Origin of the sequence: Treponema bryantii, assembly GCF_036492245.1 — a bacterium.
Classification (GTDB): domain Bacteria; phylum Spirochaetota; class Spirochaetia; order Treponematales; family Treponemataceae; genus Treponema_D; species Treponema_D bryantii_C.
The window spans coordinates 1,112,893-1,138,338 of record NZ_AP025286.1; the positions used below are offsets into that span (position 1 = coordinate 1,112,893).

Below are 25,446 nucleotides of genomic sequence, written 5' to 3' on the forward strand. Positions count from 1 at the left end.
TTATTTTTCTGATTTTTTAGAAACTGTGAATGGCAGTTTGATTTCAAAAAGTGCACCGCCAAGTTCACTGTCGCGGCTTACACTAATTTCACCTTCCATTTCATCACAGATAGCTTTTACAATAGAAAGTCCAAGTCCAGTGTGTGCAATCTTGTTTTTTGAATCTTTTAGTGACTGGGAACGATTTGAATAAAACCTGTCAAAAATTTTAGAAGCGTTTTCTTCTGAAATTCCTGGACCATTATCAGCTACTTTTATTACAAGAGTCTGATTTGTTTTGTTGGAAGAGATTGTTTCTATAATAACACGGATGTGTTTTGCAAAACCTGCTGCATTTTCAATCAGGTTTGAAAGAATCCTTTCGTAATAGTCTGGTTCAAGCAGAATAGTATCTGTCTTTGTGTTAATTTGCAGTTCAAATCTTACATCAGGATTATTTTTCAAAATAGAATCAGCAATATTCTGGGTAAAAGTTTTTATAGGAAGATTTTCTTTAGGAAGTTCTGCTCCTTCAATTTTAGAGATGCCACGAACACCGTTTAAAAGATGTTCAAGATGATTTACTTCATCAACAATAGCCTGTGTAAATTCTTCTTTTTCTTTTTCATCCGAAGAGTCTTTTAAAATATCAATTGAAGAACGGATTGCTGCCAGAGGATTTTTGAACTCATGATTAACATCTGAGGCAAAAGCCTGTGTATAGTGAATCTTTGAATCCAGTTTTTTTATCAGGGTTTTAAATGAACGGCTCAAATCTCCAATTTCATCTTTGCGTTTTAAGCCTGTAAACTTTTCAACAACTGCTGCATCAATACGGCCTTTTTTATCTGCACATTCTGAGGTCTGGCGGGCAAGTTTCTTCAATGGCACACTGATGCGGAAAGTAAGGAAAACTGCAATAATCAGAATAAAAACTAAAGACCAGAGGAAGACCTTTGCAAGATCTATTCTTAGTTCATAAAGATTCTGCAGAATTCTCCATGTGGAACGTGAAACCAGAACAATTCCAATTACTTCATTATCTTTGAAAACCGGCATTGCAGAGTAGAGTGTGACAGAAACCTGTCCACCTCCAGAGATTCTTGTCTTTGCTCCATATCGGCCCTGCTGTGCGGCTTTTACTTCTTCACCATCATAAATAATTTTGCCGGAATAAAAATCTGCGCTGGTAAAGCTTGCTGCCGGTGGTTTTAGTTTTCTGTAGATGCGAATTGGAATAGAAAAAAGCTTATAGATAAAAGTATCATTTGCTGCAGTTTTTTCGTTATTGATGGACAAGGAATTGAGTCGGGAACTATATGCCTGTTCACTCTGTGAGTTTTCTGTATTTTCAAGTTCAAGTGTACTTGAGTCTGCAAGCAATTCTCCAGCCTTAGAAAGAATCCTTATTCTGGCATCAAATTTACCATTCATATTCTGTAAGAGTTGTTTTGAAGTAGTTCTATTTATCTGTGTTTCTTCTGAATCTGATATTGTAAGTTCCAGACTTGCAGAAATTATTCTTGCCTGCTGAACATTTGAATTTTCCATCATTGTAAGCATCTGACTTTCGTAGGTTTTAAGCATCATCATTGCAGCTACAGGAATAAAGGCAACGAGAATAAGAAATATGGAAATCTGAATATTTATAGGAAATCTTAGTCTTAGTTTTTTCATTTTGCTGATTCCGAATTAAAACGGTAACCAAGACCGTAAATTGTTTCTATGCAGTCACTGCCAATCTTTTTTCTAAGTCTTTTTATGTGGCAGTCTACGGCGCGGTCATTGAGGTAGGTATCTTCCGGGTAAGCGGCAGAAATAAGCTGGTCGCGGGTAAGGGCTGCATCGGGATTTTCTGCAAAGGTTTTAAGAAGCCGGAATTCTGTTATTGTAAGCTGCAGGGGAGTGCCGTTTTTTTCTGCTGTATAGGATGAAGGAAAAATCGTAATATTTCCAGCTTTCAGGGAAGGAATTTTTTCTTCATGCTGATTTTCTAATTCTGAAGTTGTGGCTGCTCCTGTTCTACGAAGAATCACTTTAACTCTGGTAATCAATTCTCGCATGGAAAAAGGTTTGCAAAGATAATCATCGGCTCCAAGCTCAAGTCCTAAAATCTTATCAAATTCATCATCCTTAGAAGTGAGGAACATAACTGGAGTTTTATTGCCATTCTCGCGAAGGCTGCGAAGCAGTGTTATTCCATCCATTACAGGCATCATGATGTCTAAAATATAAAGTGCAGGTTGTTCATTTTGCGCTTCAAAAGCATCTTTTCCGTTTTCGAATTCAATTACAGAAAAGCCTTCTTTTTTCAAAGCTGTACAAACTGCCATCCTGATATTTTTCTCATCATCAACAACTGCAATCAACATATTAAAAAGTATAGTCTATCCCGTGATTTTTTGCTATAATCGCGCTATGTATCGTTTATATGTTGAACGCAGACCTGGTTTTGAAAACGAGGCTCGCCGTTATCTTTCTGAAATCAATGGATTTTTGGGAATTGCCGGAGTTAAGGCAGTTCGTTATTTCAACCGCTACGACATTGAAAATGTAAGTGATGAAGTTGCAAAAATTGCTGCAACACGCATTTTCTCTGAGCCACAGAGCGACTTTGTTTTTACAGAAAAGTTGCCTGAGCACAGCGGAAAAGAAATCATCTGGGAGTTCCTTCCTGGACAGTATGACCAGCGTGCCGACTCTGCTGAGCAGTGTCTTTCACTTTTGCGCGCAGGTCTTAAGGGAGTAAAAACTCTCACTGAGCCACCTGTTGTTCGTTGTGCAAAAATCGTTGTTCTTGAAGGCGACGTAAGCGACGAAGAAATTAAAAAAATACAGAACTACTTAATCAACCCTGTTGATTCCCGCCTTACTGATGATACAAAACCTGAAACATTAAAAATGCATGTTGAAGAGCCTGCTGATATTCCAGTAGTTGAAGGCTTTATCAAGATGAATGATGAAGAAATTGAAGCATACCGCAACAAGATGGGCCTTGCTATGGATCATGCTGATATCCTCTTCCTTCAGGATTATTTTAAGGGTGAAGGCCGCGACCCTGTTGAAACAGAAATCCGCGTATTGGATACTTACTGGTCAGACCACTGCCGCCACACAACATTCCTTACAGAACTTAAAGATATCAAAATTGAAGACGGTCCTTATGCACCTCTCTTCAAAAAATCTCTTGAAAACTATCAGGCTATGCGTACAGAAATGTATGCCGGCCGTACCGACAAGCCAGTCTGCCTCATGGATATGGCAGTGATCGGAATGAAGTATCTTAAAAAGCACGGAAAGCTTGAAGATATGGAAGTTTCTGAAGAAAACAATGCATGTTCGGTTTATATAGACGTACATTACACAGCTGATGAAAATGGTAAGCCATTGGCAGCTGATGATCCAAAAGCCACAGAACGCTGGCTTATGATGTTCAAAAATGAAACTCATAACCATCCTACAGAAATTGAACCATTTGGTGGCGCTGCAACTTGTCTTGGTGGTGCTATCCGTGACCCGCTTTCTGGCCGTTCATGGGTTTACCAGTCAATGCGTATTACTGGTGCTGCTGACCCTACAGTTCCTTTGTCTGCAACAATGAAGGGTAAGCTTCCGCAGATTAAACTCTGCCGTGAAGCTGCTCAGGGATTCTCAAGCTACGGTAACCAGATTGGTCTTACAACTGGTCAGGTAGAAGAAATCTACCACCCGGGCTATGCCGCAAAACGTATGGAACTTGGTGCCGTTATCGCTGCCGCTCCTGTAGATACAGTTATCCGTGAACGTCCTGAGCCGGGCGACATCATCATTCTTCTTGGTGGTGGAACTGGTCGCGACGGTATTGGTGGTGCAACAGGTTCTTCAAAGGTTCATACTGTAAAATCTGTTACAACTGCTGCTGCCGAAGTTCAGAAGGGTAACGCTGTAGAAGAGAGAAAGATTCAGCGCCTCTTCCGCAATAAAGAAGTAAGCCTTATGATCCGCCGCTGTAACGACTTTGGTGCCGGTGGTGTTTCAGTTGCTGTTGGTGAACTTGCTCCTGGTCTTGATATCAACCTCGATGCAGTTCCAAAGAAGTACGAAGGTTTGAACGGTACAGAACTTGCAATTTCAGAAAGCCAGGAACGTATGGCTGTTGTTGTCCGCAAGTCTGATGTAGACCGCTTTATTGAAGAAGCAAAGAAAGAAAACTTAAATGCTGTTGTTGTTGCAACAGTTACAGATACAAACCGCCTCGTTATGAAGTGGCGTGGAAAGACAATCGTAGACATTGGCCGCGAGTTCCTCGATGCCGCTGGTGCTCATCATGAAGCTACTGCTCTTATCGAACAGCCAGCTGAGCCTGCTAAGTCTCCACTTTTGAACCCTCTCGAGTCTGTTGCTGCAGAACTCGATAAGCCTGTTAAGTGCGAAGGTTGTGTAAAGAATCACCTCCACGATGCTTGGCTTGCTAATATGAACGACCTTGCCTGCTGTTCACAGCGTGGACTTGGTGAACGTTTCGACGGTTCTATCGGTTCAAGCACAGTTCTTTTCCCATATGGTGGAAAATATCAAAATACACCGGAAGCAGGTATGTCTGCTAAGATTCCGGTAATGACACCGCGTGAAACTTCAACAGCCAGCCTTATGACTTACGGTTTTGACCCACGTGTTGGTCAGTGGTCACCATGGCACGGAGCAAAAACTGCAGTTTTGAGCTCACTTGCAAAAATCACTTGTATTGGTGGTAAGGCACGTACATCACGCCTCAGCTTCCAGGAATTCTTTGGCCGTGCAGTAAACGAAAAGCGCTGGGGATATCCAGCAGCTGCTTTGCTTGGTTCTGTTGATGCACAGGTTGAATCTGGTTGTGCTTCAATTGGTGGTAAGGACTCAATGTCTGGTACTTTTGAAGATATCAACGTTCCACATACACTCGTAAGCTTTGCCGTAACTCATGACGAAGCAAAGAATGTTGTAAGCGGTTCATTCAAGGCTGCCGGAAACAATATTTATATGGTAAGCGTTCCATATTCTGACCTTCTTGAGCCGGATTATGAAACCTTCCTTGCAAACTCAGATGTTCTTTATGATTTGAATAAGGCTGGAAAAATCAGCGCAATGTACCCTGTAGGACCTGGTGGAATTGCAGAAGCAGTTACAAAAATGGCAATGGGTAACATGATTGGTGCAGAACTCCTTGCTCCAGAAGCAGCCGGAAGTTCAGATAACCTCGCTGGTCTTTTTGTTCCAACTTACGGAAATATCATCGTAGAAACTTCAGAAGATTTGATTAAGACAGAACTTAAGGCTGGAACTGTAACTCTTATCGGAAATACAGTTGCAGACAAAAAGATTACTGTTAAGAATGCAACTCTTGGTGGAGTAACAAATCCTGCTGTAGAAATCAGCCTGGATGAATGTGTCGCTTCTTGGGAAGATAAACTTAAGGAAGTATTCCCACGTGTAAGTGGTGCAGCTCTTCAGCCTGAACTTCCAAGCTGGGCAACTGATGTTCATAAATCTCTCAGCGAAATCCGCAAGGCACCGGCATTTGTACAGCCGACAAGCCGTCCAAAAGTATTGCTCCCGGTATTCCCTGGAACAAACTGTGAAATTGATATGGCTCGTGCATTCAACCTTGCAGGTGCAGATACAAAGATTGTAGTTCTTCAGAACCGCACACAGGCTCAGCTTACTGAGTCTCTCGACAATCTTGCTAAGGAACTCCGTGATGCACAGATTCTCGCCCTCAGTGGTGGATTCTCATCAGGTGATGAACCAGATGGTTCTGCAAAGTTTATTGCAAATGTACTCAAGGCTGGAAACATCAGCGAAGAAGTTATGAACCTTCTTAAGAAACGTGATGGTCTTGTACTTGGTATCTGTAACGGATTCCAGGCTCTCGTTAAGACTGGTCTTGCTGTATACGGTGAAATCCGCGATATGACTCCTGATATGCCAACTTTGACATACAACAGAATCAACCGCCACATCAGCCGCATCGTTCGTACACGTATTGTTTCAGCTACATCTCCTTGGGCAATGCATCCAAGTGTAATCGATAGCCGCAATCACCTTATCGCAATCAGCCACGGTGAAGGCCGCTTTGTTTGTGATGAAGCTACAGCAAAACGCTTGTTCGAAAATGGTCAGGTATTTACACAGTATGTAGACGAGTTTGGACGTCCTGCAATTACAGAACCTGACAATCCAAACGGATCTGCATTCGCTATCGAAGGTATTACATCTCCAGACGGACACGTACTTGGTAAGATGGGACACTCAGAACGTGGAGTAGGTTTGGAAAACAACGGCGCAAGCTTCGACCTTTTCAAGAACGTTGGTGGAAATCCACTTTCAAACGAAAGCGAAACTACCTGTGAAAACCTCTTTGCTGCCGGAGTTTCTTACTTCAAATAAAATATGGATGATGCACCCTCGGTCTACATATTCATAATTCTCGCGGCGCTGATTGTTCTTTCAATGCTGTTTTCTATCTCAGAAAGCTCATTTCTTGGAATGAACAAACTGCGCCTGAGAATCCTCAGAAAAAATAAAGATAAGCGCGCTCTTATTGCCGGCCGACTTTTAGACCGCAAAGAGCGCCTTATCAATTCTCTTTTAGTTTCCAATGACATTGTAAATATATTTCTTTCTTCTATTATTACATCAATTGCCCTGGAAGTATTCGGGCCAAAAGGTGTAGGAATAGCTACTCTAATTGCAACACTGTTACTTTTGATTTTTGGTGAAATCACTCCAAAGACAATTTCTACCCGTTGTCCGGATAGAATTGCGTATGCGCTTGCTCCATTTGTACAGGTAGTAGTTGCGGTAATGCACCCGGTTGTTATTGTAGTTACTTTTATTGCACGCTGCGTTTTACGAATTTTCGGTATCAAAACTAACGCAAAAAAGCAGTCTTACACAGAAGAAGAAATCAAAACCTTTTTTGATATGAGTTCTGAAAGCGGAATTATTGAAGAAAATGAAAACCGCATGATGACTCAGGTATTTAAATTTTCAGATTTAGAGGCTCAGGATATCATGGTGCCGCGTACTAAAATTCGTGCAGTACCTCATGATGCAACTTATCGCGATATTCTTGAGCTTTCACAAAGATTAGGTTTTACACGTTTTCCTGTGTACAGAAAATCCATTGATGATATAGTCGGAATAATTTATCTGAAGGATATGCTTGCTTATAAGGAAAGTCAGAGTACTTTTAATCTTCTTAATGTAATGCGTCCTCCGCTTTTTATTTTAGGTACAAAAAAAATAACTTCGGTACAGGAATTGCTTTTTGAAAGTCATGATTCAATGGCAATTATTGTAGACGAGTATTCGGGTACAGACGGTGTAATTACAGAAAAAGATATTTCCCGTGAAATCTTTGCATTGCCAGGCGATGATTCCCTTCGCGGTAAAGTATTTGATTTTGATAATGTTGAAGATAAAACTGATTTTGAAATTAACGGCTCGGTGCTTTTGCGAGACCTCAAGGAAGATCTTCATATTGCACTTGAATCAAATATAAATGAAACAATCGGTGGCTGGTTCTCAGAACAGATTGACCGAATGCCTTCTGCCGGAGATACAGTAGAATTTGAAGGCTGGTTATTTACAATCAAAAAGATTCAGTCACATCGAGTCGAACGTATTCTGATATCACGTATTGCTGCAGAAAATGAGGAGACAGAAAAATGACGCATTATATAATTACTGGTGCAGAACTTTTACTCCTCATTTTATGTGTCGGCTTTTTTACTTCTTCTGAAACAGCGTATCTTTCATTACCTCGTCTAAAACTCAGAAGTATGGTGGAGCAGGGACGAAGAAATGCAAAAAAGGTTGCAGCTTTAAAAGATAATATGGACCGCCTTCTTACAACTGTTCTCATTGGTACCAACTTCTTGAATGCGCTTGCCTCTGCTATTGCAACTGCACTTGCTATAGATTTACTTGGTCCAAAAGGAACGGCAATAGCTCCGTTTGTAACAGCCTTTTTTATTACAACCTTTGCTCAGATTGTTCCGAAAACTGCTGCAGGACTTCATCCAGATAAGTTTACCTGTTTTTCTTCTATTCCTCTGCTTATTCTTGAAAAACTTTTTTTCCCTGTTATCTGGCTGTTTGAAAAATTATCTCATCTTGTTGTAATTGTTGTAGAAAAAATCATGAAGCCTGCAGGCGCAATTGTTACCGAAGAAGAATTAAAAACTCTTATCGATGTTGGTTCTAATGAGGGAACAATTGAAAAAGATGAAAGTCGTCTTCTTAATAAAATCATCAAGTTTAATGACCTGCTTGTAAATGATGTTATGAAACATCGTTCTCAGGTAAGTATGATTAAGAAAGAAGCTGATTATAATGAAGTTATAAATCAGTTTTTGACTTCTGGTTTTTCAACCCTTACTGTTTACAGTGATAACCGTGAGAATGTAGTTGGTGTATTGAATTATAAAAAGGTTTTGTTTTGTTCAGAGAATATAGACCGCAGTGAAGGCTTTGCCGGCCGACAGATGTCTGATGTTTTATTTATTCCTGGAACCATGAGCGTTCTCGATATTCTTCAGCAGTTCCGTACCAGTGAACATAAGTTTGCTGTTGTTCTTGATGAACAGGGACAGACTGACGGTATCATCACTATGGAAGATATTTTGAAAGTAGTGTTTGGACATATGTCAGATGAAAACACTTATGATAATACAGCTCCGGAAGATAAGGTAGAACTTGTTTCATTGAATACATTTATTGTTCCTGGTGATATGAAGATTGATGATGCTAACGAAATCCTTGGACTTCATCTTGAATCAGAAGACATGAATACAGTTGGCGGATGGCTTCTCGAACAGATCGGCTATTTACCTTCAGCCGGAATGGTATTTATAAAGGATAAAAATCTCTTTACAGCTGAAGATGTAAGCGGCCGCAGAATAGTTAGCGTCAGAGTGAAAAAGAGTAATTAAGATTAGTATATAAAATATAAATCATCCAGAGCGTATTTTAAATAAATACTAAAATTATGTGTCATCCCTGAACTTCCAGCAAAACTATTTTTCAATAAATAATATTCATCTAATGTATGATTTTTTGACTGTGTATTTCCTGTAGTTAATGCCTGATAGGTGAATATATAATTTGCACCAATATAAAGTTTTTTATTGAATTGATAATCAATGGCAGAAGAAACTTTTATAATATTGAAGTAACCAGTCATTGTGTCACGGTAATCAGTACCTAAAGTCCTTTCTTTATTGGTGTAATGAGTATCAACAGATTCAATAATAGAAAAAATACTGATATCAAAATTTACAAAAAGATTTAATCGTTCATAAAACTGAAGTTTTACACCTTCTCCAAAAAATAGAATCTGGTGTTCTCTTTTATAATCAATTCCCATAAGTTCTCCTTTTAAAAAGTGTTTTGCATTTGGAGAATTATAAGGAACAGTATATCCGAGAGTTGTGTATCTTGAACTGCCATACCATCCTTCTGCGTCTTTTGCAGAAAAATTATAATAACTGTTACAGTATTTTATTGAAGGAATGTAAGTAACTGAAAATGTTTTTGATATTGATTCTGGCGTTAATGGAATTCTACCTAGTAGACTCAATTCAAGATTAGAGAAGGTGTTGAGTGTATTATCGCTGATAGAATATTCTGTCTTAATAGAATGATCTGATTCATCTTGCCAGTCAGAATCATACATATTTCCGGATGGTCCGTTCAATCCGTATGAAAAACTTGAGCAAAAGGAAAGCCATTTTACACCCCAGTCGGCGGATAATCCGATTGAGTGATTTTTTACAGTCCAGTTAAGCTCACTAAGCTTATATATATTCTGATCAGAATCTTTTGAATAAACAAATTCATTAAGAGTTCCATACTCAAATGAATATAGTGGCTTTATTGAAAAATGAAAAAGTGATTTCGAATCGCTTTCTGCAGTTGTAGAGAAAAGAAAAAAGAAAAATACTATAAATGTAAAAAAATATCGTTTCACGCCAGTGGATCCACTCCAAAAATCTTTGCGAGCTGTTTTCTTGTAGCGTCCATATCCTTAGGGTAGGGTGCTGTAAAGCTTACTGCTTCTCCGGTTTTTGGATGTTTAATTTCAATTTTATATGCATGAAGAGCAAGTCTGCTTAAAAGAGGTCGTTCTTCACATTCATCACCATTCCACTTCTTTTTGATTTCGCTGAGACGGACTGGCTTTTGATTTCCACTGTAGAGAGGGTCGCAGACAATAGAAAGTCCTTTTTCTGCAAGATGTACACGAATCTGATGGGTACGTCCGGTTTTTGGTTTTGCTTCAATCCAGGAATAAGGGCCGCAGGTTCCAATTAAGCGGAAACTTGTAAAAGATGGTTTTCCGAATTTTTTATTTACTACAGTACGATGGCGTGAATCTCCATCCGGCTGTAAAGGAAGATCAACATCAAGAGTTTCCCAAAGAGGATGTCCGTAAACCAGAGCGTGATAAGTTTTCTGTACTTCACGTTTTTCAAACTGCATTGAAAGTTCTCTTTGAGCTTCAAGTGTTCGGGCATAAATAATAAGCCCGGAAGTATCTTTATCAATTCTGTGAACTGCGTAAAGTTTTCCGAATTCTTCCTGAGCCATAAGGTCCAGTCTCGGCGCATCTTCATTGTAGCGGTCTGCAGCAATAAGAATACCGCTTTTTTTATTGAGTACTATAAAATCATCATCCGAATAAATAACGCTATAATTTGTGTTCTTAACAGGCATAAATAAAAGTATACCATTTTTCAGAACGTTTTTCTATTTTAATTTGTGTTTAATGGAAATACGTTTTATAATTTAATGTGTGATAATAAGGACATCGAAACATATGCCGTAGGCGAAAACTATCCCCAAAAAAATTCTGCACAAGTGAGCGAAGCGAACGCGGAAGCCTTTTTTGGGGGAGTTTTCGCCGAGAGGCATATGTTTTTTTGTTTATTCTCGGAGGTGTATATGTCTATAAAATGTATTTCCTTAGGTGCTGCAGAGGAAGTAACCGGCTCAAAGCACATTTTTAGAATTGATGACAGAATGTTTATGATAGATTGCGGTTCTTTTCAGGGAAAACGAAAGGAATCAGATGAAAAAAATAGAAATTTTGATATAGATCATGATAGTCTTGAGGCAGTAATTCTTACACATGGTCATCTGGATCACTGTGGTCTTTTACCTGTACTTACAAGAAAGGGATGGAGAGGAAATATTTATGCAACTCCAGCAACCCGCGATATTGCAAATCTTGTTATGATGGATAGTGCCCGTATTCAAGCTCATGATGCAGAGTTCTTAGGTAAGCAGGCTAGAAAAAAAGGTGAAAAGTTTTCATGGAAGCCGCTTTATGATGAAAATGACTGTGTAGCCGCTGCAAATCAGATTATTTCTCTTTCATATAATAGAAAGATGTTTATTGCACCAGATGTTCAGCTTGAGTTTTTTGATGCAGGTCATATTTTAGGTTCTGCTTTTGCAAACGTTACAATCAATCCAAATCCTAAAGAGCCTGAGAAAGAGACAAGGCTTCTGTTCACCGGTGATATCGGCCGTAAGTGTAAACCTATCATCAGAAATCCGGCAATCGATATGCCAGCTCCAGATTATATCTATCTGGAATCAACATACGGTAATAAACTTCACGATAACCACGACCTTGCAATGAAAGAACTTATCCGCATAGTCCGTGATACCTGTGCAAAAAAAGGAAAAATCATTATTCCATCTTTTGCAATTGAACGCGCTCAGGAACTTGTATTCTATTTACATCTTCTTACAGATCAGAAAAAAATACCTGTTGTTCCTATTTATGTTGACTCTCCAATGGCAAGTAATGCGACTTCGGTTTTCCGTGTACATCCTGAATGTTATGATGACAGCGTAAACGAAGCTTTCCTTAAGCATCATAAAAATCCTTTTGGATTCAATTCGCTCATTTATACAACCAGCGTAGAAGATTCAAAGGCCCTCAATAAAAAAGAAGGTCCGATGATTATTATTTCCGCTGATGGAATGTGTGAAGCCGGTCGTGTTCTCTATCATCTTGCAAACGAAATTTCTAATCCTAAAAATACAATTATGATTGTAGGATATATGGCAGAAAATACACTTGGCCGCCGAATCTTTGAAGGTCAGAAAGAAGTTACAATTCTTGGTGATAAGTATGAGGTAAAGGCAAAAGTAGAGAAGTGTAACGGTTTTTCTGCACATGCCGATTACAGCGAGATGATTGAATGGCTTAAAGAAATTGATACAAGCCGTCTTAAGAAGATTTTCCTTATTCATGGTGAACTCGACCAGCAGGAAGGTTTTAAGCAGCATCTTGCAGAAGCTGGTTTTAATAATGTAGAAATTGTTCCTCCAGATACAGAATATGAACTCGAATAATTTATCAGTTCTTCGATTGCAGGTTATTTACATACCACCCTTGAATTCGTTATTCTGTATACACTAAAAAAGAGGAGAAATTTTATGAAAAAATTTACCTTAGTCGCAGCTCTTATGGTTCTCCTTTGTGGAACATCTATTGCTGCAAAAGAATTTGACTGGTCTCAGTGCTGGTGTAATTACGGTGGTGGAATAAAGCAGGGCGATTTCATTGTAAATGCTGATCTCGGTTTGTTTTATGAAGATCTTGACTACAACTATATTGATGGATTCTGGTTCATGCCTCCTATTATGGTAGAAGTTCAGTATGCTCAGCCAATCTGGAAACTACCTTTTACATTTGGTGGATATGCAGGTTTACACGGCTGGGGTGTAAAAAATTCATACACCAAAGGCTCATATTTTGTTCTTTTCTTTGGTGGAGAAGCAGCATATCATATTCAGATGCCTCCAAAAGGTCTTGACTTATATGCAGTTACAAGATTTGGTGTAAATATTCCTTTAAAGAACTCTTACTACAATGATTATGTTCATTTTGGTGAAGCACTTGGTGCTAACTGGTTCTTTACAGATTTTATTGGCGTAAACTTTGAAATTGGTTATCCATTTACTAAACTTGGTGCTACTTTCAAATTTTAACACTGAAAAACACTAGATATAGTGGTTTTTGACTGAAATTCTAGTGTTTTTTGCATGAATTTACTTGATAAATTGTGCACAATGTATTACTATTGAAACAAACCGATACGGAAAGTTTTTCCATTCCGCGCAAGAATCATAAAGGAGTCCTGTTCGGAAATCGGTAAATAATATCGCTGAGGGAATCATAAAGGAGTCCCAAGGCAAAAGAGGTTTTATATGACTTTAAGACCAGAATGGGAAGGATTCAATCCTAATGGTTTATGGACAAGCGAAATCAACGTTCGCGACTTCATTCAGGCTAACTACACACAGTATGATGGAGATTCATCATTCTTAGCTGGCCCAACAAAGGCAACAGAAAAGCTTTTTGATGAACTTCAGAAATTGCAGAAAGCAGAATACACAAAAAAATCTGTTGGATTAGACGGAAAAGAACGCAACGGTGTTCTTGATATGGATACTGACGTTGTAACAGGCCTTACTTCTCATCCGGCTGGATATATTTGTCCGGAAGGAAAAGACCTTGAACAGGTTGTAGGTCTCCAGACAGACAAACCATTGAAGAGAGCATTTATGCCTTTCGGTGGAATCAAAATGGCAGAGCAGTCTTGCGAAATGTATGGTTACAAGCCAAACGCAGAACTTCACAAGATTTTCACAGAGTACCACAAGACTCACTCAGACGCTGTATTTGATGTATACACTCCAGAGATCCGCAAGGCTCGTAAGGCACACATCCTTACTGGTTTGCCAGATACATACGGACGTGGACGTATCGTAGGTGACTATCGCCGTGTTGCTCTTTATGGTATCGACTACCTTATCGAGCAGAAGGAAGCTGACAAGGCTAACTGCGGTAATGGTACAATGACAGAAAACATTATCCGCCAGCGTGAAGAGCTCGCTGAGCAGATTAAGGCTTTGAAGGGTATGAAGGCTATGGCTGCCCTTTATGGTTATGATATTTCTAAGCCAGCTACAACAGCAAAAGAAGCATTCCAGTGGCTCTACTTCGGATACCTTGCTGCTATCAAGACACAGAACGGTGCTGCAATGTCTGTAGGACGTATTTCTACATTCCTGGATTGTTACATCGAACGCGATCTTAAGAAAGGCATCCTTACTGAAGAGAAAGCACAGGAACTCGTTGACCATATCGTTATGAAGTTCCGCATGGTACGCTTCGCTCGTATCGAATCTTACAACCAGCTCTTCTCTGGTGACCCAATCTGGGCTACTCTTGAAGTTGGTGGACTTGGACAGGATGGCCGTTCACAGGTAACAAAGAACGACTTCCGTTTCCTCCATACTCTCGAAAACATGGGACCTTCTCCAGAGCCAAACATGACTGTTCTTTACTCTAAGAGACTCCCAGAAAACTTCCGCAAGTACGCTGCAAAGATTTCTATCGATACATCTTCTATCCAGTACGAGAACGACGACATCATGCGCCCAATCTGGGGTGATGACTACTCAATCTGCTGCTGTGTATCTGCTACACAGACTGGTAAGGAAATGCAGTTCTTCGGTGCCCGCGCTAACCTTGCAAAGGCTCTTCTTTACGCTATCAACGGTGGTAAAGACGAAGGTGCAGGTCTTACTCCATACGCTCAGGTTGGTCCTGAATTGCAGCCAATCACTTCTGAGTACCTCGACTACGATGAAGTTATGCGCAAGTATGATGTAATGCTTGACTGGCTCTGCGACCTCTATGTAAACACATTGAACGCAATCCACTACATGCACGATAAATACTACTACGAAGCTGCTGAATTGGCTCTCATCGATACAGATGTTCGCCGTACATTCGCAACTGGTATTGCAGGTTTCTCTCACGTAGTAGATTCTCTCTCTGCTATCAAGTATGCAAAGGTTAAGGTTATCCGCGATGACCACGGTCTTGCATGCGACTTCAAGCCAGAAGGAGACTTCCCACGCTACGGTCAGGATGATGACAGAGCAGACGAAATCGCAGTATGGCTCCTTAAGACATTCATTGGAAAGATTAAGAAGCACCCAACATACCGTAACGCTGAGCCTACAACATCTATCCTTACTATTACTTCTAACGTTGTATACGGTAAGGCTACAGGTGCTCTCCCTAACGGACGCCCAGCTCACGCTCCATTCTCACCAGGAGCTTCTCCATCTTATGGTGCAGAAACAAAGGGACTTATCAAGTCTTTGAACTCTGTTGCTAAGGTTCCATACAAGTACTCACTTGATGGTATCTCTAACACACAGACAATCAACCCATCTGCTCTCGGACACAACGAAGCTGAACAGGTTGAAAACCTTGTAAACATCCTCGACGGATACTTCTCTAAGGGTGCTCACCACCTCAATGTAAACGTATTCGGCGTTGAAAAACTTAAGGACTGCCAGGCTCACCCTGAAAAGCCAGAGTATGCTAACTTCACAGTTCGCGTATCAGGTTATGCAGTTCGCTTCATCAACCTTACAAAGGAACAGCAGGACGACGTTATCGCTCGTACTTGCCACGCTTCTCTCTAGTAAGGACGTCTCCCCGAACTTGTTTCGGGGTCACATAAGAAACGCCGGTCCAGCAATGGAACGGCGTCTTTTTTTGTCTCTCACAGAGCCCACGGAGCTCACAGAGGAAGTTTATAAAAAAAATAAGAAACTCAGTGTCCTCCTTAACTCTGTGAGGAATTTCGACTTATATGTTCAGTTTATAGATTGAATAACAAAATTATATATCTAAACCTATTGACTCAGTAGGTAATTAGTAGTACTTTATGCGCAACAACATAAAAAAGAGGTGCACATATGAATATTACTTCTAAAAAACTTACAACAGTGCTTATTGTAGTAAGCCTGCTTTCTCTTTCGCCGGTTTTTGCTGCAAAAAGCAAAAAATCAAAATCTAAAGTACGTACAATAAATGTTGCACATACAATCACAAATGTACCATACGACTTCCTAGATGAAAAAGGTCAGCCAGACGGTTTTGAACTCGCAGTTCTTAAGGCTGTAGATGAGCTTCTTCCTGAATATGAATTCAAGTTTCATGGTGTAAGCGATGAAGAGCTTTTGATTGGTACAGAATCTGGAAAATATCAGGTTGGTACAAAAGGTGCCTGGATTACTGAAGAACGTAAAAAGAAGTTTTTAATTCCAAATAATCCTCTTGCTGCAAGTGTAATCGGAATTGCTTTCCGTGCAGAAAATGCAGATCAGATAAAAGATCTCGAAAGTTTTGCAAGCTATTCTGGAAAATTGATTCCAATTTCTCCACAGAGTGCACAGTTCTCTGTAATTCAGGAGTTCAACGATAAACATCCTTCAAATCAGATTAAGCTTGTTCCTTCTGATGTTTTTGATATTGCAGATTCTTACCTCTGGGTACTCGAAGGTCGCTATGATGCATACTTTGTACTCAAACTTTCTTTTGAAAAGAACGTTCTGAAAGAAACAGGTCCATATCATCTGTTTGCAGACAAGCTTGCTTACGTGCCATACAAGGGAATTCCAACCTGGCCTCTGTTCAACAAAAAAGAAGTTGAGCTTGCCGCTGCCTACGACAAGGCCGTGCAAACTTTGAAAGAAAATGGTACAATATCAGCATTGTCACTCAAATACTTCGGTGAGGATGTGTTTAATTTTGTGAGTGACTAATTTCAAATATCACAGGAGTACGGAATGTCCCGACCATTTTCCCCGGTCCAGATTTACAATAGTTTTCTGAAAATCATTCCGTACGCCGGTACAACATTCGGTGTTGTGCTTGGAACCATCATTCTGGGCATGGCACTTGCAATCCTTCTTTTTGCGCAGAAGCAGAGTAAAAAACGCTGGGTGTGCGCTATTGCAGACGGCTATATAAATATCATCCGATGTACGCCGAGCATTGTTCTTCTTTTTATCGTTTATTACGGAATTCCAAAAATCGCACTTGCTGCTTTTGACGTAAACTTAAACTTTTCTTCTAAAATCATATATGTAATAATTTCGTTGTCGCTGATTTATGCAGCTTCGTTAGCTGAGGTTATACGATCTGCGTATCTGGCGCTCGGACGGGCTCAGTATGAGGCGGCTTTGGCTATTGGCCTAACTCCACTGCAGGCTGTCTGGCGTGTAATGCTCCCGCAGGGTATTGTTGTAGCGCTTCCTAATTTAGGAAACTCGCTTATTTCTCTTTTTAAGGAAGGAAGCCTTGCTTTTACAATCGGTCTTATTGATATGATGGGGGCGGGGAATCTTATAATTTCACGAAACTATGGCGCTTATTCTCTGGAAACTTATCTGGCTCTGGCAGTAATTTACTGGAGTCTCACTCTAATAATAGAACAGATTTTCTTAAAACTTGAAAAGCATTATTCAAAGGGCAGGAGGAGTCTTGATGCAGCTTGATTTTTCCTACCTTATAAAAACTTTCTGGCTTTGCGTAAAAGCAATTCCAGTAACTCTTGAAATCACAATTGTGTCTCTGCTGCTTGCAGTAATTCCGGCCCTTTTGATTGCGCTTGCCCGCATTCATCATGTAAAAGTGCTGGATGTTATTTGCCGCATCTTTGTTTCGTTTATACGCGGTACGCCAATCGTTCTTCAGATTCTGATTGTCTACAGCATAATGCCAAGTCTTTTGAACTCACTGGTAAAATCTGCCGGCTGGTCAATAAATGTTTTTGAGATAAATCCTGTAATTTACGCTTTTGCAGTTTTTGGAATTAACTCAAGTGCAACACTGAGCGAAGTTTTTCGTTCGGCAATTTCTTCTGTTGACCGTGGTCAGCTTGAAGCGGCTCTCAGCATTGGTGAAACTCGATTTCAGGCTTTCCGCCGCGTAGTATTCCCTCAGGCTGTTGTTTCTGCTCTTCCTAATCTCTGCAGTACAACCGTCATATTAATCAAAAATACTTCGCTTGCTTTTATGATGACCGTACGCGAGATTACAGCAGTTGCAAAAATTGAAGCAGCTTATGGATATAATTATGTTGAATCCTATATCGATATTTTTGTAATTTATATTGTTGTATGCCTTGCAGTAGAATTCATTTTCCGTAAAATAGAAAAGAGAGTTGTATATAAAGGCATAAAGAACTATAGAAGCTTTGGAAGGATAAGAGGATGCTGAAACTTACAGATGTACATAAATCATTTGACAAAACAGAAGTTCTCAAAGGCATTTCGCTGAATGTAGAAAAGGGAAGTGTGACAGCAATTATTGGTCCTTCCGGTGCCGGTAAAACAACCTTACTTCGCTGTATTAACTTCCTCGAAAAAGCAGATTCCGGCACCCTTGATTTTGATGATATCCATGTTGATTTAGAAAAAGTTTCTAAAAAGACAATGCTTGAAATCCGAAGAAAAACCGCCTTTGTTTTTCAGAACTATAATCTTTTTGGAAATATGACAGCTCTGGAAAATGTAATGGAAGGTCTTGTAACAGCCAGAAAAGTTCCAATATCAGAAGCAAAAGATCGTGCCTTAAAAGCCCTTGAAAAAGTTGGCCTCAAAGATAAGGCAGATTTTTATCCTTCAAGCCTTTCCGGCGGTCAGCAGCAACGCGTTGGTATAGCCCGTGCAATTGCCGTAAATCCAGATGTAATTCTTTTTGATGAGCCAACTTCAGCGCTCGATCCGGAACTAACCGGCGAAGTTCTCAATGTAATCAAACAGCTTGCTGCCGAAGGCACCACAATGGTAATCGTAACTCACGAAATGACTTTTGCCCGCGACACCGCCAGCCACATCATCTTCATGGATAAAGGTCTGATTGTTGAAGAAGGTTCTTCTTCTGAAATATTTACAGCGCCAAAAGAGCCTCGTACCCGCCAGTTCCTTCAGCGTCTCGAAAACTTATAATCTTCCATATATTAACACAAAATGCTACAATGACGCCCACTATGGTAAAGGCATCAACACAATATAAGAGAGAGCATAAGACAGATTATGGACGCGAGAAAATTGAACTTTTGTATCATGATCAGTGGATTGCTGTAATCAATAAACCTACAGGTCTTCTTTCTGTTCCGTATCCTGGAAGTAAGGTTCGTACAGCACAGTCCGTTCTTGAAGAACTTCTTCGTAAGAAGGGAATTGCAAATGCAAAACACAAGCCTTATGTAGTTCACCGCCTTGACCGCGATACCAGTGGCGTTATGATGTTTGCCCTTACAGAACAGGCTCAGGAAAAAATCATGAATACCTGGCATCAGATGGTAACAGAACGCCTCTATCATGCAGTTGCTGAAATTGGCCGCAATGCAGAGCAACTTCCAGAAGTTGGTCTTATTGATGATCCGCTTGCACAGAATGCACATAATGTAGGCTTTGTTCCAAAAAAAGGTGATAAAGATCACAAAGGTCATGACTTTAAGACCGTTGCAGCCCGTACTCATTACAAGATGATTTTGCAGGGACCAACTCATATTCTTTTTGAACTCTCCCTTGATACAGGAAAGAAAAATCAGATTCGTGCACACCTGGCTTCTCACGGATATCCTCTTGCGGGGGACGAAGAACATCGCGCACACACAGATCCTTTTAACCGCCTTTGCCTTCATGCAAGAACCCTTGAGTTTGATCATCCCTTTACAGGCGAACATATGAAGTTTGAAGTGCCGGAACCTCAAGAGTGGAGCACTTATGTTGAAAAAGGTGATAAGCATCCGAAAAAGCCGGTCTGGGATTTACCTCAGAGTAAGCCTCATCATAATGATGAATTAAAACTCGGGCAGCGCCGTCTTTCTGCAAAAGATAAAGCCCACATGGACTTCATAAAAAGTGGAAAATCTTACAGAAAATAGTTATATTTATATATAGAAGAATATCGGCCGTCCGCGGCCTTTTATAGGAGCAAATATGCAAGGTTATATTCATCAGCTCGAAAGTTTCGGCTGTGCAGACGGACCAGGAAGCCGTTTTATTATTTTCTTTTCAGGCTGTCCTCTGCGCTGCCTTTACTGTCACAATCCTGATACCTGGAAAATGACAGACGGTAAGCTCTACACTGTAGAAGAGCTTGTAAATGAAGCTATGTCCTGCAAGGAATACTGGGGCAAAAAGGGTGGTGTAACCGTTAGTGGAGGAGAGCCTCTTTTTCAGATAGATTTTCTGATTGAACTTTTTACTGCTTTCAAAAAGCTTGGTGTAAATACATGTATCGATACTTCTGGAGCTCCTTTTACAATGGAAGGTGAATGGTTCGAAAAGTTCCAGCGCCTTATGGAAGTAACTGATATTCTTTTGATGGATATCAAGCATATCAACGAAGAAGAACATATTAAACTTACCGGTAAAACTGGAAAGAATATCCGCGAGATGTTTGCTTACCTCGATAAAATCAATAAGCCAATCTGGATCCGTCACGTATTGGTTCCTGGAATTACAGATAATGATGAATATCTTACTCAGACTCGTGATTTTATCCGCACCCTTCACAATGTTGAGCGTGTAGAGATTCTTCCATACCATGGACTTGGTGCAATGAAGTACAAGGATCTTGGAATTGATTACGTTCTTAAAGACCTCGAAAGTCCAACCTTAGAGAGAGTTGCTAACGCAAGAAAAATTCTTGAGTGTGATAAATATACAAAATGGCAAGCCTAAAAAGGAGTCAAACATGTCAAAATACTTAGAAAGAGCAAAAGAAATCCGCGCAATCGTTGAACCTCATCACAACTGTACACAGTCTGTTTTGATGTCTTTTACACAGAGTCTGAATCTTGATGATGAAACTGCATACAAACTTGCAGTTGCCTTTGGTGCCGGAATGAAAAGTGGCCTTGTCTGTGGTGTAATTACAGGCGGTCTCATGGTTCTCGGCCTTTTTGGAGTAGATGATCAGAATACAACACAGAAACTTATCAAAGATTTCAAGGCAAAGCATTCTGATATGGTAGACTGTGCTGACCTCCTTCGTGCCTGCACTGCAGCCGGCGGCCAGCGTAAGCCACACTGCGACGGTCTCGTTTACGAGATGGTTGAGTATGTAGAAAACATCCTCAAAGAAAGAGGAAAGATTTAATATAGTTCACGAAAATAGATTCTGAAACAAGTTCAGAATGACGGTGAATCTGAAAAAACAGAAAATTTGGCGCAAGAGAGCGGATTTGTGGGGCAAAATGACTTTGTGTGTGGCTGCCGCGTGAGCGGCAGGTAATATAGTTACTTTACCACACACAACGTCAAGCGCATTATTGCGCGTTTTTGACCTGCAAATACGCGACCAGAAGCCAGGTTTACGATTTTTATTTTTTAATCCGTGAGTCCTTTTCTGTTTTACATATAACACGGTATATTGAGATAACTATTTTTTTTCTATATAATACATAAATATATTTTTGCTATTTCTTTGAGGATAATATGATAGATAAGTGGGAAATTGTAATTGGTTGTGAAATCCATACTCAGCTTTTAACTAAAACTAAGGCTTTCTGTGCCTGCGAAAACCGCTACGGTGGAATGCCAGACACCCGCGTATGCCCTGTATGTCTCGGACTTCCAGGCGCTATGCCACGTATTTCAAAAGGTTATGTTGAGCTTGGAGCAGTTGCCGGACAGGCTTTGAACTGCAATATCGCACGCTTTACAAAATTCGACCGCAAGCATTATTTCTATCCTGATCTGGCAAAGGGCTATCAGATTACTCAGTATGATATTCCGCTTTGTACAGACGGTTATGTAGATCTTCCGTTCAGAAGCTATCCAAAAGATGAACAGCCGGGCGGAGCAAAGTGCCGCGAAAAGAACTTTATCGGCCAGGACTGTATTGTAGGAGACGGAAAATACCGCCGAGTTCGCGTAGAACGCATTCACCTTGAGGAAGACGTAGGAAAGTCTCTTCACCTTCAGGGTGCTCACTCATACATCGACTACAACCGTTGTGGTACACCACTTATCGAAATTGTAACAAAACCAGATATGACATCTCCTGAAGAAGCAGCTCTTTTTATGCAGACTGTTCAGGAAATCCTCCGCTACGTAAAAGTAACAAACGGTAACCTTGAAGAAGGTAATATGCGCTGCGATGCCAACATCAACCTTAACGTTTGGGAAGACGGAAAGCTCTGGCACACCCCAATTTCCGAAATCAAGAACCTGAACTCTTTCAAGGCAATCCGCGAGGCTTGTACTTACGAAGCACAGCGCCAGCTTAAAGAGTTCCAGGAAGACCGTCAGGAATTTAACCCTGGTTTCAAAGTAACAATGGGTTGGGATGAAGAAAAAGGACAGACTGTAGTTCAGCGTACAAAGAACTCTTTTGTAGATTACCGTTTTACTACCGAGCCGGACATCAAGCCTTTCACCGTAAGCGAAGAACTCATTGCAAACGCAAAAGAAAAGGTAGGCGAGCTTCCTGAAGCAAAACGCCAGCGTTATAAGGCTCAGTACGGCATGACAGACTTCGATGTAGAAACAATTACTTCTACCCGCGACCTGGCTCTCTTCTTTGAAGACGCCGCAACAAAATCAAAGAATCCTAAACGCGCAGTAAACCTTATTCTTGCAGAGCTCCTTGCAGTTCTCAACGAAAAGAAAATTGCCATTACTGATATTAGCCTTACACCGGCTCACATTGCAGAACTTGCCGACGCCCTCGAAGATGGAAAGATTACATCAAAGCAGGGTAAGGAAGTATTTGCCGAAATGCTGGAAACAAACAAAATGCCTTCAGTTATCATCAAAGAGAAGGGGATGGAAGTTGTAAGCGATGCCGGCGAAATCGATAAGATTGTTCAGGATGTAATTGCTGCAAATCCTAAGGCTATTGAAGACTGGAAGGGTGGAAAGACTAATGTTGTCGGCTGGCTCATGGGCCAGGTTATGAAGCAGTCTCACGGCAAGGCAAATCCAAAGCAGGCAACCGAGCTTCTCAATAAGCACCTCGCCACACTGTAAATACAGTGCTTTCGCCAGTTCTAAACGTCGGTGCGTCTAAGAGTGTATTCGTATAAACTGTACGAAGTCCTGTTCACTCAACGGTTTTGAATAGAAGAATCCCTGTGCCTGATCACAATTGATTGAGCGCAGGAAATCTCTCTGTGCCTGAGTTTCTACACCTTCAAAAACTGTCTGTTTATCAAGATTCTTACTCAAATCAATCAGAATATGAATAAATTTTTCTGATTTTTTATCAATACGTCCTTCTTTATCTGTTGATGCATTCAAGAATTCTCTGTCGAATTTAAGAACATCTACAGGAATCTTTGTAAGCATATTCAGAGAAGATTCTCCGCTTCCAAAATCATCCATGGCAACAGAGAATCCTTCTTTATGAAGTTTGTCTGTAATGTCACTAAGGGTTGAGTTATCCATAACAGAGCGTTCAAGAATTTCAATTTGTATCAGCTTTGGTGGAATAGAGTACTTTGTAAAAATCTCCATGAAGTCATGCATAAATTTTTCAGGCTTATTATGATTACGCGACATGTTTACAGAAATCGGGACAATAGGTAAATCCTTCATAAGCCGCTTTTGTATAAACTTGAAAACTTCTTCATAAACGTAATAGTCGAGTTTTGTAATAAAACCGTTTTGTTCAAAAAGAGGAATAAACTTATCCGGTGTCATAAGTCCCAGTTTTGGACTGTTCCAGCGTACGAGTGCTTCGGCTCCAACAATCTTATCATTTGCCAGTGAGATTTTTGGCTGATACATGACAAAAAATTCATGATCTTCAAGTGCCTGCTGCATGTGGCTTTCAATAAAGCGTTCTTCATTAATTTTTTCCAGAAGTTTTGAATTATAAACTGAATATTGAGTAAGAAGATTGTCTTTAATCGTACTCTTTGCAAAAGATGCCTGACCTATTAAGCTTTGAATCGTATTTCCTTTTGCTCTGTCGCCTGGCATAAGGAATGAGATTCCGAATTTTGGGAAGAATGGAATTTCATAAGATTTTATTTCTTCAGTAATGATATTCATCTTATCTCTGAAAGTATTCATTGCTTTATGAACAGAATTGATTTTTATAAGGATATAAAAATGATCTGCAAAGCCTCTTCCAATTATTCCATGGTATTCAGTTACATATCTGCTCAGGGCTTTTGAATAATAGAGAATCAGCTGATCGGCTGCTTCTTCTCCATAATTCTGATTTATAAATTTAAATCCTCTTATATCTGCTTCAATAAGTATGAATTTTGAACGGGGGTTTCTGATCATTCTTAAAGCTTCTTTTTCAAATCTTACTCTTGTCCAGAGATTTGTAAGAGGGTCGTAAACTGTTTCAATCAACTGCTTTTTCTGGAAGAAATCAAGCAGTTTTGCTTCAACAAAAACCAGCGCACATATAGTTATTATTGAGAAAAAAATTATCATTATTTTTGAACGCTTTTGTATAGCATAGATAGCATTGATTTCATTCATTGAAACTTTTAATGAAAGAGTCCAGCCTGATTCAGGAATTTTTGAAGTAACAAGATATATATAACTTCCGTCATCTGCCTGTGAAATTATTGTCTGAGCAGGACTCTTTGCAAGATTTTCTGTTGAAGTATGCGCAAGACTTTTATCTTTTGGAGTATATTTGAGACCGATAACATCTGGTCGTGAATGTACCAGAAAGTAACCGTCTTTATCGAGCAGCATAAAACTTTCTCTGGATCCAATTTTTAAGCCTGTTGTTCTGTTTTTTAATTTTTCCAGGTTAATTGAAGCTCCAAGGACTCCAATTATTTTATGAGTTTCATAAACAGGTTTTTCAATACAAAATATATATTGATCTCTGATGCTTGGTTTACAGATTCCGCTTATAAAAATATCATAATCGCCGGAAAGGCTTTTGTGAAGTTCAGGATTCATAAAAATTGAAGTTCCATCTGAAAGATATGCTTTGCCATTTGGAGTAAGATAATATAAATCAAGAAAATCGGGATGTTTTGTGTAATTATATCTTGTAAGTAATTGAGTAATCTTTTGTGTAGGATCTTCAAGATTATTCCTGAGCTGAATATTGATATCCATATAATAAGCATTCAAGTAATTAGTATAAGCATTCAGCTGCAGGCTTATGATTCTTTCAAAGCCATCCATCATAATCTGGATATTTTCAAAATATTCGTCTTTTGCGTTATTTAGCAGCCGCTTAGTATATAGATTAGAGATTGAAAGTACTATCGCCATGAAAATGATGGAGACGAGGAGGGTGGAGATAAGCTTTGCCTTTTCAGGCGAAATATTATGCTTTTTCATTAAACATCTTTCCGAGTAAAATTTCCTTCCACCTTCTAAAATGATACCATAGTTTTGCTGAATGTCAAAATAATATAATAAATATATGGAAAAAAAACGTTTTTTTATAAAAAAACGCAGATTTTAACCCACATTTAACTTTAAGAAAACGTTGTAGTTCGTAAAGAAAACGTTTTCGAAACAAAAAATTATTAAGTTAAACGTTTAATATGTCTGAATTTCAAGGAAATTCGCTATTTTTTTTTTGCAAAAAAAATGGATATGAGTTACAAT

At 39.7% G+C, this 25,446-nt stretch carries 19 protein-coding genes; 14 read left to right on the forward strand and 5 right to left on the reverse strand.

Annotation, left to right across the window (positions count from 1 at the left end):
- Together AABJ44_RS05105 and AABJ44_RS05110 are read right to left on the reverse strand one after the other, a co-directional pair.
- The gene (locus AABJ44_RS05105) at positions 1 to 1,656 is read right to left on the reverse strand and encodes a sensor histidine kinase (RefSeq protein ID WP_338370864.1); all 1,656 of its coding nucleotides are present in this window, start codon (positions 1,654 to 1,656) and stop codon (positions 1 to 3) included.
- Positions 1,653 to 2,351 carry a response regulator transcription factor gene (locus AABJ44_RS05110; protein ID WP_074645601.1) on the reverse strand — a complete coding sequence of 233 codons (699 nt, stop codon included), beginning with the start codon at positions 2,349 to 2,351 and terminating at the stop codon, positions 1,653 to 1,655. The genes AABJ44_RS05105 and AABJ44_RS05110 overlap by 4 nt, the downstream gene beginning before the upstream one ends.
- Before the next feature lie 46 nt (positions 2,352 to 2,397).
- Between AABJ44_RS05110 and AABJ44_RS05115 the strand changes: the two genes are divergently transcribed.
- The 3 genes from AABJ44_RS05115 to AABJ44_RS05125 are packed head-to-tail and all read left to right on the forward strand — an operon-like array spanning position 2,398 to position 8,933.
- On the forward strand, positions 2,398 to 6,384 hold the full coding sequence (locus AABJ44_RS05115) for a phosphoribosylformylglycinamidine synthase (protein WP_338370865.1): 3,987 nt from the start codon (positions 2,398 to 2,400) through the stop codon (positions 6,382 to 6,384).
- A gap of 3 nt (positions 6,385 to 6,387) precedes the next feature.
- Complete coding sequence (locus tag AABJ44_RS05120; protein ID WP_338370866.1) at positions 6,388 to 7,671, forward strand: hemolysin family protein; 1,284 nt, start codon at positions 6,388 to 6,390, stop codon at positions 7,669 to 7,671.
- Entirely contained in the window at positions 7,668 to 8,933 is a 1,266-nt protein-coding gene (locus AABJ44_RS05125) for a hemolysin family protein (protein ID WP_338370867.1), read from the forward strand. The genes AABJ44_RS05120 and AABJ44_RS05125 overlap by 4 nt, the downstream gene beginning before the upstream one ends.
- A 2-nt stretch (positions 8,934 to 8,935) precedes the next feature.
- On the opposite strand, the gene AABJ44_RS05130 is transcribed toward AABJ44_RS05125, so the two are convergent.
- Both AABJ44_RS05130 and AABJ44_RS05135 read right to left on the reverse strand, forming a co-directional pair.
- Positions 8,936 to 9,970, reverse strand: a complete 1,035-nt coding sequence (locus AABJ44_RS05130; protein WP_338370868.1) for an omptin family outer membrane protease — start codon at positions 9,968 to 9,970, stop codon at positions 8,936 to 8,938.
- The gene (locus tag AABJ44_RS05135; RefSeq protein WP_338370869.1) at positions 9,967 to 10,716 is read right to left on the reverse strand and encodes an RluA family pseudouridine synthase; all 750 of its coding nucleotides are present in this window, start codon (positions 10,714 to 10,716) and stop codon (positions 9,967 to 9,969) included. The genes AABJ44_RS05130 and AABJ44_RS05135 overlap by 4 nt, the downstream gene beginning before the upstream one ends.
- A 228-nt stretch (positions 10,717 to 10,944) precedes the next feature.
- Between AABJ44_RS05135 and AABJ44_RS05140 the strand changes: the two genes are divergently transcribed.
- The 11 genes from AABJ44_RS05140 (at position 10,945) to gatB (ending at position 22,878) form a co-directional block, all read left to right on the forward strand.
- Entirely contained in the window at positions 10,945 to 12,369 is a 1,425-nt protein-coding gene (locus AABJ44_RS05140) for an MBL fold metallo-hydrolase RNA specificity domain-containing protein (protein WP_338370870.1), read from the forward strand.
- An 84-nt stretch (positions 12,370 to 12,453) separates the two neighbouring features.
- A complete protein-coding gene (locus tag AABJ44_RS05145) occupies positions 12,454 to 13,008 on the forward strand; it encodes a hypothetical protein (RefSeq protein WP_338370871.1) in 555 nt (184 codons plus the stop codon).
- Between the two features lie 219 nt (positions 13,009 to 13,227).
- Positions 13,228 to 15,525: a formate C-acetyltransferase gene (gene pflB, locus AABJ44_RS05150; RefSeq protein WP_338370872.1), complete on the forward strand. Its 2,298-nt coding sequence runs from the start codon at positions 13,228 to 13,230 to the stop codon at positions 15,523 to 15,525.
- Positions 15,526 to 15,801: 276 nt separating this feature from the next.
- The gene (locus tag AABJ44_RS05155; RefSeq protein WP_338370873.1) at positions 15,802 to 16,650 is read left to right on the forward strand and encodes a transporter substrate-binding domain-containing protein; all 849 of its coding nucleotides are present in this window, start codon (positions 15,802 to 15,804) and stop codon (positions 16,648 to 16,650) included.
- Between the two features lie 24 nt (positions 16,651 to 16,674).
- Positions 16,675 to 17,385: an amino acid ABC transporter permease gene (locus AABJ44_RS05160; protein ID WP_338370874.1), complete on the forward strand. Its 711-nt coding sequence runs from the start codon at positions 16,675 to 16,677 to the stop codon at positions 17,383 to 17,385.
- Positions 17,375 to 18,109: an amino acid ABC transporter permease gene (locus AABJ44_RS05165; protein ID WP_074645578.1), complete on the forward strand. Its 735-nt coding sequence runs from the start codon at positions 17,375 to 17,377 to the stop codon at positions 18,107 to 18,109. Before AABJ44_RS05160 ends, AABJ44_RS05165 begins: the two co-directional genes overlap by 11 nt.
- Positions 18,103 to 18,840, forward strand: coding sequence for an amino acid ABC transporter ATP-binding protein (locus AABJ44_RS05170; RefSeq protein WP_338370875.1), 738 nt, complete (start codon positions 18,103 to 18,105; stop codon positions 18,838 to 18,840). Before AABJ44_RS05165 ends, AABJ44_RS05170 begins: the two co-directional genes overlap by 7 nt.
- A 41-nt stretch (positions 18,841 to 18,881) precedes the next feature.
- Positions 18,882 to 19,784: an RluA family pseudouridine synthase gene (locus AABJ44_RS05175; protein ID WP_338370876.1), complete on the forward strand. Its 903-nt coding sequence runs from the start codon at positions 18,882 to 18,884 to the stop codon at positions 19,782 to 19,784.
- A 55-nt stretch (positions 19,785 to 19,839) separates the two neighbouring features.
- A complete protein-coding gene (pflA, locus tag AABJ44_RS05180) occupies positions 19,840 to 20,586 on the forward strand; it encodes a pyruvate formate-lyase-activating protein (protein ID WP_074645574.1) in 747 nt (248 codons plus the stop codon).
- Positions 20,587 to 20,599: 13 nt separating this feature from the next.
- Complete coding sequence (locus AABJ44_RS05185) at positions 20,600 to 21,004, forward strand: C-GCAxxG-C-C family protein (protein ID WP_338370877.1); 405 nt, start codon at positions 20,600 to 20,602, stop codon at positions 21,002 to 21,004.
- A 338-nt stretch (positions 21,005 to 21,342) separates the two neighbouring features.
- Positions 21,343 to 22,878, forward strand: coding sequence for an Asp-tRNA(Asn)/Glu-tRNA(Gln) amidotransferase subunit GatB (gene gatB, locus AABJ44_RS05190; RefSeq protein WP_338370878.1), 1,536 nt, complete (start codon positions 21,343 to 21,345; stop codon positions 22,876 to 22,878).
- 36 nt (positions 22,879 to 22,914) lie between these two features.
- On the opposite strand, the gene AABJ44_RS05195 is transcribed toward gatB, so the two are convergent.
- On the reverse strand, positions 22,915 to 25,173 hold the full coding sequence (locus AABJ44_RS05195) for an EAL domain-containing protein (RefSeq protein WP_338370879.1): 2,259 nt from the start codon (positions 25,171 to 25,173) through the stop codon (positions 22,915 to 22,917).
- Positions 25,174 to 25,446 lie beyond the last annotated feature (273 nt).

Excerpts from the sequence above, each read along its gene's own strand:
- AABJ44_RS05105 (WP_338370864.1), bottom strand. The coding sequence starts at position 1,656 with ATGAAAAAACTAAGACTAAGATTTCCTATAAATATTCAGATTTCCATA.
- AABJ44_RS05110 (WP_074645601.1), bottom strand. The coding sequence starts at position 2,351 with ATGTTGATTGCAGTTGTTGATGATGAGAAAAATATCAGGATGGCAGTT.
- AABJ44_RS05115 (WP_338370865.1), top strand. The coding sequence starts at position 2,398 with ATGTATCGTTTATATGTTGAACGCAGACCTGGTTTTGAAAACGAGGCT.
- AABJ44_RS05120 (WP_338370866.1), top strand. The coding sequence starts at position 6,388 with ATGGATGATGCACCCTCGGTCTACATATTCATAATTCTCGCGGCGCTG.
- AABJ44_RS05125 (WP_338370867.1), top strand. The coding sequence starts at position 7,668 with ATGACGCATTATATAATTACTGGTGCAGAACTTTTACTCCTCATTTTA.
- AABJ44_RS05135 (WP_338370869.1), bottom strand. The coding sequence starts at position 10,716 with ATGCCTGTTAAGAACACAAATTATAGCGTTATTTATTCGGATGATGAT.
- AABJ44_RS05140 (WP_338370870.1), top strand. The coding sequence starts at position 10,945 with ATGTCTATAAAATGTATTTCCTTAGGTGCTGCAGAGGAAGTAACCGGC.
- AABJ44_RS05145 (WP_338370871.1), top strand. The coding sequence starts at position 12,454 with ATGAAAAAATTTACCTTAGTCGCAGCTCTTATGGTTCTCCTTTGTGGA.
- pflB (WP_338370872.1), top strand. The coding sequence starts at position 13,228 with ATGACTTTAAGACCAGAATGGGAAGGATTCAATCCTAATGGTTTATGG.
- AABJ44_RS05155 (WP_338370873.1), top strand. The coding sequence starts at position 15,802 with ATGAATATTACTTCTAAAAAACTTACAACAGTGCTTATTGTAGTAAGC.
- AABJ44_RS05160 (WP_338370874.1), top strand. The coding sequence starts at position 16,675 with ATGTCCCGACCATTTTCCCCGGTCCAGATTTACAATAGTTTTCTGAAA.
- AABJ44_RS05165 (WP_074645578.1), top strand. The coding sequence starts at position 17,375 with ATGCAGCTTGATTTTTCCTACCTTATAAAAACTTTCTGGCTTTGCGTA.
- AABJ44_RS05170 (WP_338370875.1), top strand. The coding sequence starts at position 18,103 with ATGCTGAAACTTACAGATGTACATAAATCATTTGACAAAACAGAAGTT.
- AABJ44_RS05175 (WP_338370876.1), top strand. The coding sequence starts at position 18,882 with ATGGTAAAGGCATCAACACAATATAAGAGAGAGCATAAGACAGATTAT.
- pflA (WP_074645574.1), top strand. The coding sequence starts at position 19,840 with ATGCAAGGTTATATTCATCAGCTCGAAAGTTTCGGCTGTGCAGACGGA.
- AABJ44_RS05185 (WP_338370877.1), top strand. The coding sequence starts at position 20,600 with ATGTCAAAATACTTAGAAAGAGCAAAAGAAATCCGCGCAATCGTTGAA.
- gatB (WP_338370878.1), top strand. The coding sequence starts at position 21,343 with ATGATAGATAAGTGGGAAATTGTAATTGGTTGTGAAATCCATACTCAG.
- AABJ44_RS05195 (WP_338370879.1), bottom strand. The coding sequence starts at position 25,173 with ATGAAAAAGCATAATATTTCGCCTGAAAAGGCAAAGCTTATCTCCACC.